The sequence below is a fragment of the Streptomyces sp. NPDC088730 genome, from assembly GCF_044751215.1.
Classification (GTDB): Bacteria; Actinomycetota; Actinomycetes; order Streptomycetales; family Streptomycetaceae; genus Streptomyces.
The window spans coordinates 457,538-475,047 of the sequence record NZ_JBIVLK010000001.1 but is presented as its reverse complement, the minus strand read 5'-3'; the positions used below and the strand labels follow the sequence as shown (position 1 = coordinate 475,047).

Annotated in this window: 13 protein-coding genes and 2 tRNA genes; 4 read left to right on the top strand and 11 right to left on the bottom strand. The window is 69.9% G+C overall.

Annotated features, from left to right (window positions below; translation table 11 throughout):
• Window positions 1-71 precede the first annotated feature (71 nt).
• Window positions 72-2,693 carry a valine--tRNA ligase gene (locus ACIP89_RS02015; RefSeq protein WP_402112453.1) on the bottom strand — a complete coding sequence of 874 codons (2,622 nt, stop codon included), beginning with the start codon at window positions 2,691-2,693 and terminating at the stop codon, window positions 72-74.
• A gap of 149 nt (window positions 2,694-2,842) precedes the next feature.
• Between ACIP89_RS02015 and ACIP89_RS02010 the strand changes: the two genes are divergently transcribed.
• The gene (locus tag ACIP89_RS02010; protein WP_402112452.1) at window positions 2,843-3,841 is read left to right on the top strand and encodes a hypothetical protein; all 999 of its coding nucleotides are present in this window, start codon (window positions 2,843-2,845) and stop codon (window positions 3,839-3,841) included.
• Between the two features lie 75 nt (window positions 3,842-3,916).
• On the opposite strand, the gene clpX is transcribed toward ACIP89_RS02010, so the two are convergent.
• The 5 genes from clpX to ACIP89_RS01985 all read right to left on the bottom strand — a co-directional run bounded on the left by clpX (window position 3,917) and on the right by ACIP89_RS01985 (window position 8,646).
• Window positions 3,917-5,215 carry an ATP-dependent Clp protease ATP-binding subunit ClpX gene (gene clpX, locus ACIP89_RS02005; RefSeq protein WP_401922122.1) on the bottom strand — a complete coding sequence of 433 codons (1,299 nt, stop codon included), beginning with the start codon at window positions 5,213-5,215 and terminating at the stop codon, window positions 3,917-3,919.
• A 157-nt stretch (window positions 5,216-5,372) separates the two neighbouring features.
• Window positions 5,373-6,056 carry an ATP-dependent Clp protease proteolytic subunit gene (locus tag ACIP89_RS02000; RefSeq protein ID WP_024492986.1) on the bottom strand — a complete coding sequence of 228 codons (684 nt, stop codon included), beginning with the start codon at window positions 6,054-6,056 and terminating at the stop codon, window positions 5,373-5,375.
• Window positions 6,057-6,131: 75 nt separating this feature from the next.
• Window positions 6,132-6,737 (bottom strand): ATP-dependent Clp protease proteolytic subunit, encoded by a 606-nt coding sequence (locus ACIP89_RS01995; RefSeq protein ID WP_164494417.1) that lies wholly within the window; start codon window positions 6,735-6,737, stop codon window positions 6,132-6,134.
• A gap of 284 nt (window positions 6,738-7,021) precedes the next feature.
• On the bottom strand, window positions 7,022-8,419 hold the full coding sequence (tig, locus tag ACIP89_RS01990; protein ID WP_401921497.1) for a trigger factor: 1,398 nt from the start codon (window positions 8,417-8,419) through the stop codon (window positions 7,022-7,024).
• 150 nt (window positions 8,420-8,569) lie between these two features.
• Window positions 8,570-8,646: transfer RNA gene (locus ACIP89_RS01985), tRNA-Pro, on the bottom strand.
• 165 nt (window positions 8,647-8,811) lie between these two features.
• Here ACIP89_RS01985 and ACIP89_RS01980 point away from each other — a divergent pair.
• Window positions 8,812-8,885: transfer RNA gene (locus ACIP89_RS01980), tRNA-Gly, on the top strand.
• A gap of 122 nt (window positions 8,886-9,007) precedes the next feature.
• On the opposite strand, the gene ACIP89_RS01975 is transcribed toward ACIP89_RS01980, so the two are convergent.
• Window positions 9,008-9,202: a hypothetical protein gene (locus tag ACIP89_RS01975; protein WP_145763503.1), complete on the bottom strand. Its 195-nt coding sequence runs from the start codon at window positions 9,200-9,202 to the stop codon at window positions 9,008-9,010.
• Window positions 9,203-9,682: 480 nt separating this feature from the next.
• Between ACIP89_RS01975 and ACIP89_RS01970 the strand changes: the two genes are divergently transcribed.
• On the top strand, window positions 9,683-10,840 hold the full coding sequence (locus tag ACIP89_RS01970; protein ID WP_401921498.1) for an acyltransferase family protein: 1,158 nt from the start codon (window positions 9,683-9,685) through the stop codon (window positions 10,838-10,840).
• Window positions 10,841-10,904: 64 nt separating this feature from the next.
• Here ACIP89_RS01970 and ACIP89_RS01965 read toward each other — a convergent pair whose 3' ends face one another.
• Genes ACIP89_RS01965 through ACIP89_RS01955 form a run of 3 tightly spaced genes read right to left on the bottom strand, consistent with a single transcriptional unit; the run spans window position 10,905 to window position 14,851 of the window.
• Window positions 10,905-11,390: an HD domain-containing protein gene (locus ACIP89_RS01965; RefSeq protein ID WP_401921499.1), complete on the bottom strand. Its 486-nt coding sequence runs from the start codon at window positions 11,388-11,390 to the stop codon at window positions 10,905-10,907.
• A gap of 9 nt (window positions 11,391-11,399) precedes the next feature.
• Entirely contained in the window at window positions 11,400-13,991 is a 2,592-nt protein-coding gene (locus ACIP89_RS01960; RefSeq protein WP_401921501.1) for an ABC transporter permease, read from the bottom strand.
• Complete coding sequence (locus ACIP89_RS01955; protein ID WP_401921503.1) at window positions 13,991-14,851, bottom strand: ABC transporter ATP-binding protein; 861 nt, start codon at window positions 14,849-14,851, stop codon at window positions 13,991-13,993. Before ACIP89_RS01955 ends, ACIP89_RS01960 begins: the two co-directional genes overlap by 1 nt.
• A 284-nt stretch (window positions 14,852-15,135) precedes the next feature.
• On the opposite strand from ACIP89_RS01955, the gene ACIP89_RS01950 reads away from it, so the two are divergent.
• Window positions 15,136-16,299 (top strand): cation:proton antiporter, encoded by a 1,164-nt coding sequence (locus ACIP89_RS01950; protein ID WP_402112450.1) that lies wholly within the window; start codon window positions 15,136-15,138, stop codon window positions 16,297-16,299.
• A 50-nt stretch (window positions 16,300-16,349) separates the two neighbouring features.
• Here the strand turns inward: ACIP89_RS01950 and ACIP89_RS01945 are convergent, their stop codons facing one another.
• Complete coding sequence (locus ACIP89_RS01945; RefSeq protein WP_401921506.1) at window positions 16,350-17,495, bottom strand: PP2C family protein-serine/threonine phosphatase; 1,146 nt, start codon at window positions 17,493-17,495, stop codon at window positions 16,350-16,352.
• Window positions 17,496-17,510 lie beyond the last annotated feature (15 nt).

Genomic DNA, 17,510 nt, shown 5'->3' with positions numbered 1-17,510 from the left:
GGCGGGGGCGTACGGCAGAGCCCCCGCGCTCCCGGGCGGGCCGGGTTCGCGGGGGCTCCGTAGGCAGGCCGTCAGCTGGTGGGCAGGGTCGCGAGCTGGCTGGTGATCCGCTCGATGTCGCCCTCGGCCTTGGTGAGCCGGCCGCGGATCTTGTCGACCACGTTGTCCGGGGCCTTGGCCAGGAACGCCTCGTTACCGAGCTTCCCGGTGGCCTGCGCCTTCTCCTTCCGGGCCGCCTCCAGGTCCTTCGTCAGCCGCTTGCGCTCGGCCTCGACGTCGATCGTGCCGGACAGGTCGAGCGCGACGGTGGCGCCCGCGACGGGGAGCGACGCGGTGGCGTGGAAGCCGTCCCCGGCGGGCTGGAGGCGCAGCAGCTGGCGGATGGCCGCCTCGTGCGCGGCGAGCGGGGTACCGGTCAGGTTCAGCTCGGCCGGGACCTTCTGGCCGGGCTGGAGCCCCTGGTCGGAGCGGAAGCGGCGGACCTCGGTGACGACCTGCTGGACGAGCTCGATCTCCTTCTCCGCGGCGTCGTCCCGGAAGCCGCTGTCCCCGGGCCAGTCCGCGATGACGACGGACTCGCGGCCGGTGAGCGCGGTCCACAGCGTCTCCGTGACGAAGGGGACGACCGGGTGCAGGAGGCGCAGCATCACGTCGAGGACCTCGCCCAGGACCCGGCCGGAGACCTCGGCCGACCGGCCGCCGCCGAAGAACGTGGTCTTGGACAGCTCGACGTACCAGTCGAAGACCTCGTCCCAGGCGAAGTGCCGGAGCGCCTCGCTGAGCTTGGAGAACTGGTAGTCGTCGTAGTACGCGTCGACTTCCGCGACGGTCTTGTTGAGGCGGGACAGGATCCACCGGTCGGTGACCGACATCTCGGCGGCGTCCGGCAGCTCGCCCTCGATGGTGGCGCCGTTCATCAGGGCGAAGCGGGTGGCGTTCCAGATCTTGTTGGAGAACTTGGCGGAACCCTGGACCCACTCCTCACCGATCGGGACGTCGGTGCCCGGGTTGGCGCCGCGCGCCAGGGTGAAGCGGAGCGCGTCGGAGCCGTACTTGTCCATCCAGTCCAGCGGGTTGACCACGTTCCCGAAGGACTTCGACATCTTCTTGCCGTGCTCGTCGCGGACCATGCCGTGCAGCACGATCGTCCCGAACGGCGGGACGCCGTCGTTGACGTACAGGCCGAACATCATCATCCGGGCGACCCAGAAGAAGAGGATGTCGTAGCCGGTGACCAGGACGGAGTTCGGGTAGAACTTCGCGAGGCTGTCGGTCTGTTCGGGCCAGCCGAGCGTGGAGAAGGGCCACAGGCCGGAGGAGAACCAGGTGTCCAGGACATCGCTGTCCTGCGTCCAGCCCTCACCCGTCGGGGCCTCGTCGTCCGGTCCGAGGCAGACGACCTCGCCGTTCGGGCCGTACCAGACGGGGATGCGGTGGCCCCACCAGAGCTGGCGCGAGATCGTCCAGTCGTGGAGGTTGTCGACCCAGTCGAAGTACCGCTTCTCCATCTCCTGCGGGTGGATCTTGACCTTGCCGTCGCGGACGGCGTCACCGGCCGCCTTGGCGAGCGGTTCGACCTTGACCCACCACTGGAGGGACAGCCGCGGCTCGATGGTCGTCTTGCAGCGCGAGCAGTGCCCGACGGAGTGGACGTAGGGCCGCTTCTCGGCCACGATCCGGCCCTCGGCGCGCAGGGCGGCGACGATGGCGGAGCGGGCCTCCAGCCGGTCCAGGCCCTGGAAGGGGCCGGGGACGGTGATGACGGCGCGCTCGTCCAGGACGGTGAGGAACGGCAGGTCGTGGCGCTTGCCGATCTCGAAGTCGTTCGGGTCGTGCGCCGGGGTCACCTTGACGGCGCCGGTGCCGAACTCGGGGTCGACGTGGTGGTCGGCGACGACCGGGATGGTGCGGTCGGTCAGCGGCAGCTTGATCTGCCGGCCGACCAGGTGCTTGTAGCGCTCGTCGTCGGGGTGGACCGCGACGGCGGTGTCCCCGAGCATCGTCTCGGCGCGGGTGGTGGCGACGACGATGGTCTCTTCGCCCTCGCCGTACTTCATGGAGACGAGCTCGCCGTCGTCCTCCTGGTACTCGACCTCGATGTCCGAGATCGCGGTGAGACAGCGCGGGCACCAGTTGATGATGCGCTCGGCGCGGTAGATCAGCCCGTCGTCGTACATCCGCTTGAAGACGGTCTGGACGGCCTTGGACAGGCCCTCGTCCATGGTGAACCGCTCACGGGACCAGGCGACGCCCTCGCCCAGGCGGCGCATCTGGCCGGAGATCTGGCCACCGGACTCGTTCTTCCACTTCCAGACGCGCTCGACGAAGGCCTCGCGGCCCAGGTCGTGGCGGGACTTGCCCTCCTTGGCGAGCTCGCGCTCGACGACGTTCTGGGTGGCGATGCCCGCGTGGTCCATACCGGGCTGGTAGAGCGCCTCGAAGCCCTGCATCCGCTTGCGGCGGACGAGCGCGTCGATCAGCGTGTGCTCGAAGGCGTGGCCCAGGTGCAGGGAGCCGGTGACGTTGGGCGGCGGGATGACGATGGAGTACGGCGGCTTCTCGCTGTGCTCGTCGGCCTCGAAGTAGCCGCGCTCCACCCAGCGCTCGTACAGCTTCCCCTCTACCTCGGCCGGCGTGTACTGGGTCGGCAGTTCGGGGTGGCTGGCTGGCTGCTGCGCTGCGTTCTCGGTCACGCGACACAGTTTAGGGCCGTCACAGTCATGCGCCGAAACCGGTTTGTTCGGTAACGGTGTGCCTCCCGGTGCCCCACGTACGTGGGACGTCCGTCAGGATGTTCGGAACGCATAAGCACGCATGAGCTTCACGAACAGGGGATCCGCAGATGAGCTTCAACCAGCCGGGCCCGTACGACGGACAACAGCCCCAGGGCCAGCCCGGACCGTACGGCCAGCAGCCTGGCCCCTACGGCGGCCCGCCGCCGCAGGGCCAGCCGCAGGGGCAGCCCGGTTACGGGTACCCGCAGCAGGCCCCCCAGGGCGTGCCGCCGCAGCAGCAGCCCCCGCAGCCGGGCTACGGCTACCCGCAGGCCCAGCAGCCCGGCCCGTACGGCCAGCAGCCCCCCACTCCCCCGTACGGCGGCCAGCCGGTCTACGGCCAGCAGCCCGGCTTCCCCCCGGCCCAGCCGCCGAAGAAGAAGACCGGCCTGATCATCGGCGGAGTGATCGTGGCGCTCGCGGTCATAGGCGGCGGCGTGTACTTCCTGACGTCGGGCGGCGGCGCGGGCAACAGCGACGTGGCGGACTCCACGAAGGGGTACAAGCTGACGCCGGCGGCCTCGGTGGACGACTACAAGAAGAACGACGCCGCATCCTCGGATGAGATGACGAGCAAGGACAAGTCCGACGCCGAAGCTCTGGGCATCAAGGACGTCCACCAGGCTCAGGCCCAGTACGCGAGCGGCGATGCCGAGAAGAACCCGCTCATGAGCAAGATGCTCATGGTGTACGGAAATTGGGGTGACGTAGCCGACCCCGCGAAGGCCCTCGACGGCATGTTCGCGCAGGCCAAGAAGGGGATGTCCGAGAACGACGAAGCCAAGACCTCCCTCGTCGGCAGCCCCGAGAGCGTCACGCCGTCCGGCTTCAAGGGCGCACTCATGAAGTGCCAGAACATGAAGGTCGCCAACGACAAGGCCGACGGCACCGCGGCGGGCGGCCCCAAGGAAATGGTCATGCCCGTCTGCATCTGGGCCGACTACAGCACCGTCGGTGCTGTCATCGGTTTCGACGTCGGTGGGGCCATGACCAACAAGCCCATGTCTCAGGACGAGGTGGCGGGCCTCACCGCCAAGCTCTACAACACCTCCCGCACCAAGGTCTGATCCCGGCAACGCGAAGGGGCGCCCAGCCGGTTCGATCCGGCGGGGCGCCCCTTCGCGTACGTCTCTACGCCACCGCTACGCCGACTTCTCGTGCCGGCCGTCGTCGCCCTTCCCGATCGTCCGCGGCTCGCGCGGGACCAGGGTCGGGTTGACGTTGTTGCGGACCACGTCGGCCGTGATGACGACCCGGGCGACGTCCTTGCGGGACGGCACCTCGTACATCACCGACTGGAGGACCTCCTCCATGATCGCGCGCAGGCCTCGGGCGCCGGTCTGGCGCAGGATCGCCTGGTCCGCGATGGCCTCCAGGGCCTCACGCTCGAAGTCCAGCTCCACACCGTCGAGTTCGAACAGCCGCTGGTACTGCTTCACCAGGGCGTTGCGCGGCTCGATGAGGATCTGGAGCAGGGCCTCGCGGTCCAGGTTGTGGACGGAGGTCAGGACCGGGAGGCGGCCGATGAACTCGGGGATCATCCCGAACTTCACCAGGTCCTCCGGCATGACCTCCTGGAACTGGTCGCTCGCCTGGATCTCCCGCTTGGAACGGATCGTGGCGCCGAAGCCGATGCCCTTGGCGCCGGCCCTGGACTCGATGATCTTCTCCAGGCCGGAGAACGCGCCGCCCACGATGAACAGCACGTTCGTCGTGTCGATCTGGATGAACTCCTGGTGCGGGTGCTTCCGGCCGCCCTGCGGCGGTACGGAGGCGGTGGTGCCCTCCAGGATCTTCAGCAGGGCCTGCTGGACGCCCTCGCCGGAGACATCGCGGGTGATCGACGGGTTCTCGCTCTTGCGGGCGACCTTGTCGATCTCGTCGATGTAGATGATCCCGGTCTCGGCCTTCTTGACGTCGTAGTCGGCCGCCTGGATCAGCTTCAGCAGAATGTTCTCGACGTCCTCACCGACGTAGCCGGCCTCCGTGAGCGCCGTCGCGTCCGCGATGGCGAACGGGACGTTGAGCATCCGGGCCAGTGTCTGCGCGAGGAGGGTCTTGCCCGAGCCCGTGGGGCCCAGCAGCAGGATGTTGGACTTGGCGAGTTCGATCGCGTCGTCACGGCTCGCCCCGCCGCCGTTCTCGCCCGCCTGGACCCGCTTGTAGTGGTTGTACACAGCGACCGAGAGAGCCTTCTTCGCGGGCTCCTGGCCTACGACGTACCCCTCGAGGAACTCGTAGATCTCGCGCGGCTTGGGAAGTTCCTCCCACCGCACCTCGGAGGTCTCCGCGAGCTCCTCCTCGATGATCTCGTTGCAGAGATCAATGCACTCGTCGCAGATGTACACACCGGGTCCCGCGATGAGCTTCTTCACCTGCTTCTGGCTCTTTCCGCAGAACGAGCACTTGAGCAGGTCGCCGCCATCACCGATGCGTGCCACGAGGTGCTTCCCCTTCGCCTCGGAGACGCCTGGTTCAGCGCCTCCTGGTGCCTCTGTCCGACGGTACCTTGCCTGGCCCCCCGTTCGGGCCCCCCTTGGCACGGTTCACACGGCCGGGGCCGGGTGACCCTGCCGTACCAAGGGGTAAAGGCCGACGTCAGGCGGCCGCTCCGGCCGCGCTCTTGCGGGTCGCGACGATCTGGTCGACCAGGCCGTAGGCCAGGGCGTCATCGGCGGTCAGGATCTTGTCCCGCTCGATGTCGTCGCGGATCTTCTCGATCGGCGTGGTGGAGTGCTTGGCCAGCAGCTCCTCCAGCTGGGTCCGCATCCGCAGGATCTCGTTGGCCGCGATCTCCAGGTCGGAGAGCTGCTCACGGCCGGTCTGCGAGGACGGCTGGTGGATCAGGATACGCGCGTTCGGCAGTGCCAGGCGCTTGCCCGGGGTACCGGCGGCGAGCAGCACGGCCGCGGCGGAGGCCGCCTGGCCCATGCAGACCGTCTGGATGTCCGGCTTCACGAACTGCATCGTGTCGTAGATCGCGGTGAGCGCGGTGAACGAGCCGCCGGGGCTGTTGATGTAGATCGAGATGTCCCGGTCCGGGTCCATCGACTCCAGGCACAGCAGCTGCGCCATGACGTCGTTGGCGGAGGCGTCGTCGATCTGCACCCCGAGGAAGATCACGCGCTCCTCGAAGAGCTTCGCGTACGGGTCGTACTCACGCACGCCCTGCGAGGTGCGCTCCACGAAGCGCGGGACGATGTAGCGGTTGTCCACCTGCGGGCCGGTGTAGAGGCCGCTCGCGGAGGCGCCGGAGAAGTTGTTCATGTGGGTGTTCACCATCCTGGTGGCGTTCTGTGGGCTGGGTGTCTCGGCGTACGAGAGATGCGGTGCGGTGGCGCGATCCGGGGAACCGGATCAGGCGCCGGTGCCGCCGCCGCCCGGAACGCCCGACGCGATCGTGATGATCTCGTCGATGAGGCCGTAGTCCTTGGCCTCCTCCGCGGTGTACCAGCGGTCGCGGTCGCCGTCGCGGATGATCGTCTCAACGGTCTGGCCCGAGTGGCGGGCGGTGATCTCCGCCATCCGCTGCTTGGTGCGCAGCAGGTACTGGGCCTGGATCTTGATGTCCGAGGCCGTACCGCCGATACCGGCCGAACCCTGGTGCATGAGGATGTCGGTGTTCGGGAGCGCGAAGCGCTTGCCGGCGGTGCCGCCGGTGAGCAGGAACTGGCCCATCGAGGCCGCCATGCCCATACCGATGGTGACCACGTCGTTGGGGATGTACTGCATGGTGTCGTACACCGCCATGCCGGCCGTCACCGAACCGCCGGGGCTGTTGATGTAGAGGTAGATGTCCTTGTCCGGGTCCGCGGCGAGGAGGAGCAGCTGCGCGGTGATCTTGTTGGCGATGTCATCGTCGACCTGCTGACCGAGGAAGATGATGCGCTCGCCGAGCAGTCGGCTGTAGACCTGGTCACCGAGGCCTCCACCGAGGGACGGCTCTCCGGCGGCGTAGGGCATCAGATTCGTCACGTATCCACCTGCTCGTCTCTGACGGCTCCGGCCGTCTCAGCGTCTTCGTACCGGGTGGGCCGGGACTCCCCGACCCTTCCTATTCATGGACCCTAACGCGCAGGTGGGACAACGCCATCCCGCTTCCGCAACTGTTCGCTGGGAGCGCAAGGTCCGCAGTCCGCACACGGGTTGTGGGGAACGTCCACCGGTACGACGACGGGCTCCGGACGCGATTGCGTCCGGAGCCCGTCTGCGGGTTCAGCAGCCCGTCTGCGGGTTCAGCGCGAGGCTCAGGCCTCGGTCTTCTCCTCGGCCGGGGCGTCGGCGGTGCCCTCGGCGGCCTCGACCGCCTCGGTGGTCTCCTCCGCCACGTCCTCGTCGTCCTCAAGGTCGACGGGCTCACCGTTGGTGTCGACGACCTTGGCGGCCTCGACGACCACGGCCAGCGCCTTGCCGCGGGCGACCTCGCCGACGAGCATCGGCACCTGGCCACCCTCGACGACGGCCTGGGCGAACTGGTCGGGGCTCATGCCGGAGGACTGCGCGCGCCGCATGAGGTGCTCGGTGAGCTCCTCCTGGTTCACGTTCAGCTTCTCCTTGTTGACGAGCTCGTCAAGGATGAACTGGGTCTTGATGCCCTTGACGGCCTGCTCGGACGTCTCGGCCTCGAACTCCTCAAGGGTCTTGCCCTGGATCTCCAGGTACTTCTCGAGGTCGAGACCCATCTGGCCGAGCTGGTGGTGCTCCAGGTTGTGCTTGCGGGTCTGGACCTCGTCCGCGAGCAGCTTCTCGGGGATCGGGACCTCGGCGAGCTTCAGGAGCTCCTCCAGGACCCGCTCCTGGGCCTGGGTGGCCTGGTCGTACTGCTTGGTGCTCTCCAGCCGCTTGCGGCTGTCGGCCTTGAGCTCGTCGAGCGTGTCGAACTCGCTCGCCATCTGGGCGAACTCGTCGTCCAGCTCGGGAAGCTCACGGGCGGCGACCGCGGTGACCTTGACGGTGACCTCGGCCTCCTTGCCCTCGGCGGAGCCGCCCTTCAGCTCGGAGGAGAAGGTGGCCTCGCCACCCGCCTCCAGGCCGGTCACGGCGTCGTCGATGCCTTCGAGGAGCTCGCCGGAACCGATGGTGTACGAGACACCCTCGGCCACGCCGTCCTCCAGGACCTCGCCCTCGACCTTGGCGGTCAGGTCGATGGTCACGACGTCACCGTCGGCGGCGGCGCGCTCGACCGGGCTGGTCGAGGCGAAGCGCTCGCGGAGCTGCTCCACGGCCTTCTCGACGTCCTCGTCGCTGACCTCAAGGGCGTCGACGGTGACCTCGATGCCGGAGTAGTCCGGGATCTCGATCTCGGGGCGTACGTCAACCTCGGCGGTGAAGGCCAGCAGTTCGCCGTCCTTCAGCTCCGTGATGTCGACCTCCGGCTGGCCGAGGACGTTGAGCTCTCCCTCATTGACGGCCTCGGTGTAGAACTTCGGAAGGGCGTCGTTGACGGCCTCCTCCAGCACAGCACCACGGCCGAACCGCTGGTCGATGACCCGGTTGGGGATCTTGCCCTTGCGGAACCCCTTCACCGTGACCTGCTGGTTGATCTTCTTGTACGCCGCGTCGAGGCTGTCCTTGAGCTCCTCGAAGGGCACCTCAATGCTGAGCCGAACCCGGGTCGGGTTCAGGGTCTCCACGGCGCTCTTCACGGTTCGGTCTCCTTGTGGCTGACTTCTTGGGGTTCTGCTCCACCGCACACGAGGCGGCTTCGCGGACCGAGCCCGGTACATCAGACACACGGGCACGCATTTTGCATAGTAACGGCAAGGTGGAGAACTCCCACAATGCGATCTTGCCGGTGGTCGGGGTGGCCGGATTCGAACCGACGACCTTCCGCTCCCAAAGCGGACGCGCTACCAAGCTGCGCCACACCCCGTCGGTGCGACACGTAGGGTACATGGAGACCGGCAGTACATCGGCCGCTTTTCCGGAGGCGTCGCCCGGCGCGACACCGGATGCGGGATCGGGTGTGCGGGCAGCGCCCGCGACCCGCTACGATGCTTCTCGTGCCGCGGTCCCGGTGACCTGCGGTGCGGTGCATGCGGGCGTAGCTCAATGGTAGAGCCCTAGTCTTCCAAACTAGCTACGCGGGTTCGATTCCCGTCGCCCGCTCCATGGCTCGGGCCCGGCCCGGCGTCATCCTCTCGGATGGCTGCCGGACCGGGCCCTTCGCGTTTCCCCTGCGCGTTCCCCGCTCGCGTCCCGGGCCGGGGTGCGGCCCGGGACGCGGTCCGGGGTCAGAAGCTGATCTGGTTGATGCTCTGCGCTATCGAGTCCATGAACTTCTGGATCGACGGCGCCATGCCGGTCGATGCCAGGAAGAAGCCGAAGAGCACCGCGACGACCGCGGGTCCGGCCTTGATGGAGCCGCCTCGGATCAGGACCACCAGGATGATCGCCAAAAGAAGCACCACAGACAGTGAAATGGCCACGACTGATCACACCCTCGGTCGGTCCGCCTTGCCGGCCCGGAAGTGCGCGGTCGCGCGCACCTCCGTTGTCGTCCATCGTGCCACCAACTCCCCTGTGGTCGCTGCCGTCTGACGAGGCGACCAGTCGGTATCGCGCCATCTTGCCCCGGCCGCGGGCCGGTTCACGGCGTCCGGATGCGGCCGTCGGCCCAGTGGCGGCACGGCGGGCGCCCGCTGCGCCCGCGGTAATGATCCGATGAACGGAAATGATCTGCAACAGCGATCGTTCCCTTATCCACACACTTCAGCCACATGTAATTCCCGGCACCGGACGCGACGTAATTCACCGCATCCAACTGCCTGCCCATATGCACTATTTAAGGGGGATTAACCTACCCATACCAGACAAAAAAATAAGGGTTTGTCTTTTGGCCGGCCGGGCACACGGGATATCCGATGGCGGTTTCACGAAATGCAGTCGAGACGTCTAGGGTGCTTGAGATGTTCCACGCTCCGAACGTATTCCAGAGGGCCCCGCTTCCCCCGGCGACCCGGGAGTCGGAGCCCAGACCCCAAGCGGCGGGCCAGGCGCCGGACGCGACCTCCGCGGTGGCCGTGGCGGAGCGGCCCGCGCCGGCGCCGGCCGCGAAGAAGCGTGAGGCCTACTTCGACAACGCCAAGTACCTCGCCATCGTGCTGGTCGCGGTGGCGCACTCCTGGGTGCCGGTCATGGAGGGCAGCCGGGCGGCCCGCGCGGCGTACATGGTCACGTACACCTTCCACATGCCGGCCTTCATCATCATCTCCGGCTACTTCTCACGTTCGTTCAGCCTGACCCCCGCCAAGGTGAAGCGCCTGGTGACGGGGGTCGCCGTGCCGTACATCGTGTTCGAGACGGCGTACTCGCTGTTCCGCGGGGCCGCGAGCGGCTCGTCCGACGGGTCGATCAGCCTGCTGGAGCCCTGGTACCTCACCTGGTTCCTGGCCGCGCTGTTCATCTGGCGGCTCACCACGCCGATCTGGCAGAACCTGCGCCACCCGCTGGCGGTGTCGCTCGTGATCGCCGTCCTCGCCTCGCTCGCACCCAGCATCGGCGACGACCTCGACCTGCCGCGCGTCCTGCAGTTCCTGCCGTTCTTCGTGCTCGGTCTCCAGCTCAAGCCCGAGCACTTCAGGATGGTCAAGCGCCGCGAGGTGCGGCTGCTGGCCCTGCCGCTGTTCGCCGGCGCGGCGGTCTTCGCCTACTGGGCGGCGCCCCGGATGCAACTGGGCTGGTTCCTGCGCGACTCCAGCGCCCAGGAGATGGGCGCCCCGTGGTGGTCGGGCGCGGTGATGACCCTCGCCCTGTTCGGCTGCGCGACGCTGCTCACCGCCGGGTTCCTCGCGTGGGTGCCGCGCCGCCACATGTGGTTCACCGTGCTGGGCGCCGGCACGATCTGCGGCTATCTGCTGCACGGGTTCCTGGTGAAGGGCGCCGACTACTCGGGCCTCTTCGACCACAACGACTGGCTCATCTCGCCCGTCGGGCTGGTGCTCGTCACCGTGGCCGCCTCGGCCGGGGTGACGCTGCTGTGCACGCCGCCGGTGCGACGGGTCATGCGCTGTGTGACCGAACCGGACATGAACTGGGCGTTCCGGCGGGACGCCGCCAAGATCTGAGACGTCGGGATTGAGCCAACACGGCGGAGCCGGACCCGGTCGGGTCCGGCTCCGCCGTGTTGGCTCAATCCCGACGTTCGGTGAGTGATTCCGGGGCGGTGAGTCCGAGCAGACTCCGCACCAGCGCATACTTCGCGGCCAGCCGGGTACGGGTCGCCGCGTCCAGGGCCGCGAGGCGGTCCGGGTCCGCGTTGTGGGCGAGATCGGACTCCTTGACCAGCAGTGCGCCCGGGGTGGCCAGGATGCGGCCGGCGTACGCCGACAGCTCCTCGCCCTCGCGCTTGCTGACGGCCAGGACCATGTCCTTGACCCGCTGCGGCAGCGCGGCCCCGGCCAGCCAGCGCTCCGACAGCGCGTCGTCCTCGACCGCGTCGTGCAGCCAGGCGGCGGCGATCTGCTCCTCGCTGCCGCCCCTGTCCCGTACGCCCTCCGCGACGGCGGCGAGGTGTTCGGCGTACGGGCGTCCCGCCTTGTCCCGCTGGCCCTCGTGGGCCGCACGGGCGAGGCGCTCGACTTCGGCCAGGGTGAGGTGCGCGCGGGGTGCCGTCATGGCCCGACTCTACGGACGTGCCGCGGCCCGGCCCAGGGCGGCTCGGGCGGGCACCAGTGCGGCGGCGAGCCCGAGGCCCACCGTGGCGGCCAGGAACGATCCGTACAACGCGGGCGGGATGTACGGGGATTCGCCGGTCAAGCCCCGCATCATCGGGATGAGCGTGGCCAGCGCGATGGCCGTGCCGAGCGCGGCCCCGGCCACGGTGACGAGCAGCGCCTCCCAGCGGATCATGCCCATGATCTGGCGGCGGGTGGAGCCGACGAGCCGGAGCATGGTCAGCTCCCTGCGGCGGTCCAGGACCGTCATCACCAGCGTGTTGACCGCCGCGACGGCGGCGAATCCGCCGAGGACCGCGGCCATGACCGTGTTGGCCCAGGCGTTCAGCTCGCGGTCCCGGCTCTGCGCGGTGGCGTAGCCGGAGGGGTCGGTGACCGTGCCGAGTGCGGTGAGCCGCTCCGCGCCCGCCGGGGTGGCCCGTACGAGTACGTCGGAGGCGTACGGCGAGGTGACGTGGGTCCGCAGATCGGCGGAGGGGAGGGTGACGAGGGCGGTGCCCAGGCCTCTTCCGTAGACCGCGACGATCTTCGGCGACGCCTTGGTGCCGTCCGGCAGGCGCAGCGCGAGGCGGTCGCCGGTGTGCACCTTCGCCGAGCCGGCGAGCGTGGTGTCGATGGCGACGGTGCCGGGGGCCAGCGCGTCGAGCGATCCGGTACGGACGTCGAGGTCCTGGACGGCGGCGAGTTCACGGCCGGAGCCGATGACTCCCTGCGTCGGGGCGTTCTCCAGCCAGGTGTCCCCGCCCGATCCGGCGGGGACCAGCACGGAGGTGCGGAGCAGTCCGACGGCGGTGGAGACGCCGGGGGTCGCGGCCGCGCGCTCGGTGGCGTCGGAGGCGAGGCCGGCCGGCGCGGAGACGATCCGGTCCGCGGTGACGGCGTCGCGCCGCTGGTGCTCGGTCGCCCGGTCCTCGCTGGTGTGCATGAAGACGAGCGTCGAGGAGAAGGCCATGGCGAGCACGATCGGCGTGATCGCGGAGGCCATCCGGCGGGAGTTGGCGAGGGAGTTGGCCGCGGCCAACGAGGCCGAGGGGCCGCCGGCCCGCAGCGGGAGGCCCAGGACCGAGGCGCAGATCCGGGCGATCAGCGGGCCGAGCAGTCCGACCGCGAGCATGAAGAGCATGACCACACCGAGTGCGGCGTTGGCCGCGTCGTCGCCGGTCTGCGAGGCGGCGACGCCCGCGAGGACACCGCCACCGGCCAGCGCGGCGATCCCCAGGGGTGTGCGGATCCAGCCGAACGGCGGGCGCTCCACGGCGGACTGGGCCAGCGCGAGACCGGGCTTCGTCTTCGACGGGCGGCGCGCGGCTGCGTAGCCGGCGCCCAGTGCGGTGAGCATCGTGGCGGCGACGGCGATCGTCAGCGGCAGCCAGGAGATCCGCAGCCCGACGGCGTCCGGGACGGCGCCCTTCGCCTTGAGCTGCCCGAACCACCAGGCGGCCAGGGCCGTTCCGGGCAGGCAGCCGAGCGCGCCGGCGAGCGGGGCGACGAGCAGGGATTCGGTGGCGATGCTGCGGCGCAGCTGGCGCGGGGTGGCCCCGATCGCACGCAGCAGGGCGAATTCGCGGCTGCGCTGGCCCACGGAGAGGGCGACCGTACCGGCCGCGGTGAAGACGGCGACCATGGTGGCGACGCCGCCGAAGGAGCCGCCGAGCCCGGTGAGGAGTTCCCTGGCGTCCGCGAGGCCCGGGTCCTCGACCGCGCCTCGGTCGTTCCCGGTGCTGACCCTGACGCCCGAGGTGTGGCCGAGGGCGTCGGAGACCTGGCGGGCGAGGACGGACGGGTCGGCGCCGTCGGCGGCGAGTACGGCGATGGCGTCGACCCGGCCGGGGTGGCCGGAGAGCGCCACGGCCTCGCGGTCCGTGAACCAGACGGTGGCGTCGGTGGTGGTGGTGCCGGAGACCCGGAACTCCTTCGGGCCCGCCGGGGTGTCCAGCGTGACGCGGTCACCGGTCCGGGCCCCGCCGTGGCCGGCCGGGACGACGACCTCGCCGGTACGCGGCGCGTCACCGGACGCCAGCCGGGTGCCGGTGAGGGCGGCGGAGCCCCAGCCGTGCGCGGTGAGGGGCGCGGAGTCCTGGTGCTCCGGGGAGCCCGCGCCGTCGGTCGCGGAGCCCTGGTGCGTCGCGGAACCGGCGCCGTCGGTCATGGAGACCCGGTGCGTCGCTGAGCCCGCGCCACCGCTCTCGGAACCCCAGTGCACCGGGTAGCCGACGTCACCGATCGCGGCCGTGGCGCCGGGGGCTGCGGCGGCCCTGGCGATCAGGGCGTCGGACAGCCGGGCGGTGTCCGGCAGCGCGCCGGCCTCCTCGTAGCGGTCGTCCCCGCTGCCGACGGTCAGCCGGGCCTGCTGGTCGGCGGCGACGATCACCGGCGCCTTCGCGTAGCGGTCGGGCGGTACGGACGCGCGCAGGCCGGTCTCCAGCAGGATGCCGCAGGCGGAGACGATGGCCGCGGCCAGCAGGAGGGCGACGAAGGTGCCCGCGAACGACGCGGGTTTGAAGCGTACGGCCGCGCGGGCCAGGCCGTTCGGGATGAACATCAGGCAGCGGCCCTTGCGTGGTCGCGGGTGTGGGCGGTCAGCGCGGTCATCCGCGCGGCGATCCGGTCGGCGCCCGCGCGGGGCAGCCGGTCCGCGATCTCGCCGTCGGCGAGGAAGAGCACGTGGTCCGCGTAGGCGGCGGCCGCCGGGTCGTGGGTGACCATCACGACGGTCGCGCCGAGGGTGTCGACCGCGTGCCGGAGCAGCTGGAGGATCTCGGCGGCGGTGGTGGTGTCGAGGGCTCCGGTCGGCTCGTCGGCGAAGATCACATCGGGCCGGGTGACCAGGGCGCGGGCGACGGCGACGCGCTGCTGCTGGCCGCCGGAGAGCTGGCCGGGGCGCCGGTTCCCCTTGTCGCCGAGGCCGACCCTGGTGAGCATCTCCGCGGCCTCGCGGCGGCTGCGGGCGGAGCCGGTGCGCTGTCCGGCCAGGCGCATGGGCAGGACGACGTTCTGCTCGACCGTGAGGGACGGGAGCAGGTTGAACGCCTGGAAGACGAAGCCGAGCCGGCTGCGGCGCAGTTCGGTGAGCTTGTTCTCGCTCATGCCGGTGATCTCCGTGCCGCCGAGGCTGACCGATCCCGCGGTGGGACGGTCGAGCCCCGCCGCGCACTGGAGGAACGTCGACTTACCGGAGCCGGACGGGCCCATCACCGCGGTGAAGCTGCCCCTCGGCAGGGCGAGATCGATGCCGCGCAGGGCGTGGACGGCCGATCCGCCCCGGCCGTACTGCCGGCGGACGCCGCGCAGTTCGACGGCCGGGTCCGCGGGAACCGGCCCCGCGCAGCTCAGCGCGGTGCGGGCCTCACGTGCTGCCCGCACGCTCTCCTGCGCTCCCCGCCTGGTGCGCCGAAGCCCCATGGTGTCCGCCTTCCGTAGCCATCCGTGATCGGTCCCTCGAACGTACGGATTCGTACCGCTCCGGGGCCATGACGGCGGCTGGCGGATCGGGGGTGGGGGAAACCCCAGGGAGGCCGGTCGGGAAATCCGTCGGGAGGCTCTTCCGGGAGCCCGTGGGGAGGCCTGTCGGGGTGGTGATACTTGCAACGTCAATCATTCGGTAAACTAATTACTGACGATTCCTTGACGTTCTCTTGACCAAGCGAAGGACTGGGCTCATCGGACACGCAGACACGCTCATCGCCATGGGCGGCGCCTTCCTCGCCGCCGCCGTACTCGCCCGCGTCGGCAGCCGCATCGGACTGCCGACCATCCCCCTGTTCATCCTGGCCGGGATCCTGCTCGGCCCGCACACCCCCGGCATCGTCCTGGTCGCGGACCCGCACGATCTGGAGATGCTCTCCGCGCTCGGCCTGGTGCTGCTGCTCTTCTACCTCGGCCTGGAGTTCCACCTCGACGACCTCAAGGCGGGCGGACGCAGGATGGCGCTCGCCGGCGGCGCCTATCTCGCCCTGAACGTCGGCGCCGGACTCGGCTTCGGCTTCGCGCTCGGCTGGGGCACGTCGGAGGCGCTGGTGCTGGCCGGGGTGCTCGGCATCTCGTCGTCGGCCATCGTCACCAAGGTCCTGGTCGACCTGGGCCGGATCGGCAATCCGGAGACCAAGCCGATCCTCGGCATCATCGTCGTCGAGGACGTGTTCCTCGCGCTGTACCTGGCCGCCCTCCAGCCCATCCTCTCGGGCGCCGACAGCCTCGCGGCGGCGGCGGCCGACGGCGGAAAGGCCTTTGGGTTCCTGCTGGCGCTGGCCCTCGCCGCCAGGTTCGGCACCAGGCTCATCAGCAAGCTGATCAACACCAAGGACGACGAACTCCTCGTCATCTCCTTCCTCGGCGCGGCGGTCCTGGTGGCCGGCATCTCGGAGTGGTTCGGGGTCGCGGACGCCATCGGCGCCTTCATGGTGGGCCTGATGCTCGGCAGCACCTCCTCCGGCAAGCGCATCCTGAAGCTGGTCCACCCGCTGCGGGACGCCTTCGGCGCGATCTTCTTCTTCGCCTTCGGCCTCTCCATCAACCCCGGTGATCTGCCGGTCGTGCTGTGGGCGGTGCTGGCCGCCGTCGCGGTGACCCTCGCCATGAACGTCCTCGCGGGCATCGCCACCGCCAAGCTGTACGGGTTCGGCCCGCAGGCCACGGCGAACATCTCCACCACCCTGGTGGCGCGCGGCGAGTTCGCGCTGATCCTCGCCACGATGGCGGCGGGCGCCGGACTCGACGAGCGGCTCGCGCCGTTCATCGCCGGATACGTACTGGTCCTCGCGGTCCTGGCCCCACTGGTGGCCGGACGGTCGCACTGGCTGGCCAGAATCCTTCCGGGCGGACGCGACACCGCGCTCACCCCGATCCGGTGACGAGCCGGAAGCTGTTGACGTACGCCCGGTTAGGACCGGTTGCGTACGGTTCAGGATTTGCGTGACAGCAGGAGCAGTGCCCGGTCGTCGTTGACGTCCTTGGCACACGCCTCGATGAGGTGCCAGGCGGCACCCTCGAAGCCCGTCGAGACATAGCGGTCGGCCTCGCCGGTCAGCCGGTCGATGCCCTCCGCCATGTCCCGTTCGGACGTCTCCACCAGTCCGTCGGTGAACAGCATCAGTACGTCCCCCGGGGCCAGCGAGCCCTTCACCGCGTCGAACTGCGCTCCGTCGTACACCCCGAGCAGGGGGCCCTCCGCGGCCATCTCCTCCCACCGGCCGCTGCCGGCGTGCAGCTGGAGGGCGGGCGGATGGCCGGCCGAGAGGAGCTCGTAGTCGCCGGATTCGAGGTCCAGGACCAGATGGATCGAGGTCGCGAAGCCCTCGTCCCAGTCCTGGCGCAGCAGGTAGCCGTTGGCCGCGGGCAGGAAGCCGTGCGGCGGCAGCGACCCGAGGAGCCCGCCGAACGCGCCGGACAGCAGCAGCGCGCGGGAGCCCGCGTCCATACCCTTGCCGGAGACGTCCGTGAGTACGGCCTCCAGGGTGCGGCCGCCGTTGGTCCGGGCCGCGACGACGAAGTCGCCGGAGAAGGACTGGCCGCCCGCCGGGCGCAGCGACATCTCCCGGTGCCAGCCCTGCGGCAGCCTGGGCAGCGCGCTCTGCACCCGGATGCGTTCGCGCAGGTCGAAGAGCATCGTGCCGCCGCGCCGCCACGGCACCCCGACCCTGGCCCGGAACTGGGCGAGCACCAGCCCGAAGAAGCCGCAGGCCGCCACCGTCAGCACGGTTCCGGGGGTGACCCCGACCGTGCCGTCCGTGAACGGGCCGAGCCGCACCGACTCGACGATCAGGGCAGCGGCGGCGGCCGCGTACAGACCGAGCAGGCTCGCGGGCCGCAGCACCAGGCCGCCCGCGACGATCGGCAGGACGAGCGCGGTCGGTGAACACCACACCGGGTTCAGCAGGGTGCCGCAGGTGATGGCCGGGATGATGAGCAACAGGGCGGCCAGGGCGATCCAGTCGGAGCCGTCGCCGCGGAAGTAGTCGACGCCGGATCTGCGCAGCGTGCTGCGCACCCGGTGCGCCGATTTCCGCAATCGGGCCGGGTAGGTCTCTGCTCCTGCGCGTCGGGCCATTGCGGGGACTTTATC

Excerpts from the sequence above, each read along its gene's own strand:
- ACIP89_RS02000 (WP_024492986.1), bottom strand. The coding sequence starts at position 6,056 with ATGGTGAACACCCACATGAACAACTTCTCCGGCGCCTCCGCGAGCGGC.
- ACIP89_RS01965 (WP_401921499.1), bottom strand. The coding sequence starts at position 11,390 with ATGACGGCACCCCGCGCGCACCTCACCCTGGCCGAAGTCGAGCGCCTC.
- ACIP89_RS02010 (WP_402112452.1), top strand. The coding sequence starts at position 2,843 with ATGAGCTTCAACCAGCCGGGCCCGTACGACGGACAACAGCCCCAGGGC.
- ACIP89_RS01945 (WP_401921506.1), bottom strand. The coding sequence starts at position 17,495 with ATGGCCCGACGCGCAGGAGCAGAGACCTACCCGGCCCGATTGCGGAAA.
- ACIP89_RS01960 (WP_401921501.1), bottom strand. The coding sequence starts at position 13,991 with ATGTTCATCCCGAACGGCCTGGCCCGCGCGGCCGTACGCTTCAAACCC.
- ACIP89_RS01955 (WP_401921503.1), bottom strand. The coding sequence starts at position 14,851 with ATGGGGCTTCGGCGCACCAGGCGGGGAGCGCAGGAGAGCGTGCGGGCA.
- ACIP89_RS01970 (WP_401921498.1), top strand. The coding sequence starts at position 9,683 with ATGTTCCACGCTCCGAACGTATTCCAGAGGGCCCCGCTTCCCCCGGCG.
- ACIP89_RS01995 (WP_164494417.1), bottom strand. The coding sequence starts at position 6,737 with ATGCCCTACGCCGCCGGAGAGCCGTCCCTCGGTGGAGGCCTCGGTGAC.
- ACIP89_RS01950 (WP_402112450.1), top strand. The coding sequence starts at position 15,136 with ATGGGCGGCGCCTTCCTCGCCGCCGCCGTACTCGCCCGCGTCGGCAGC.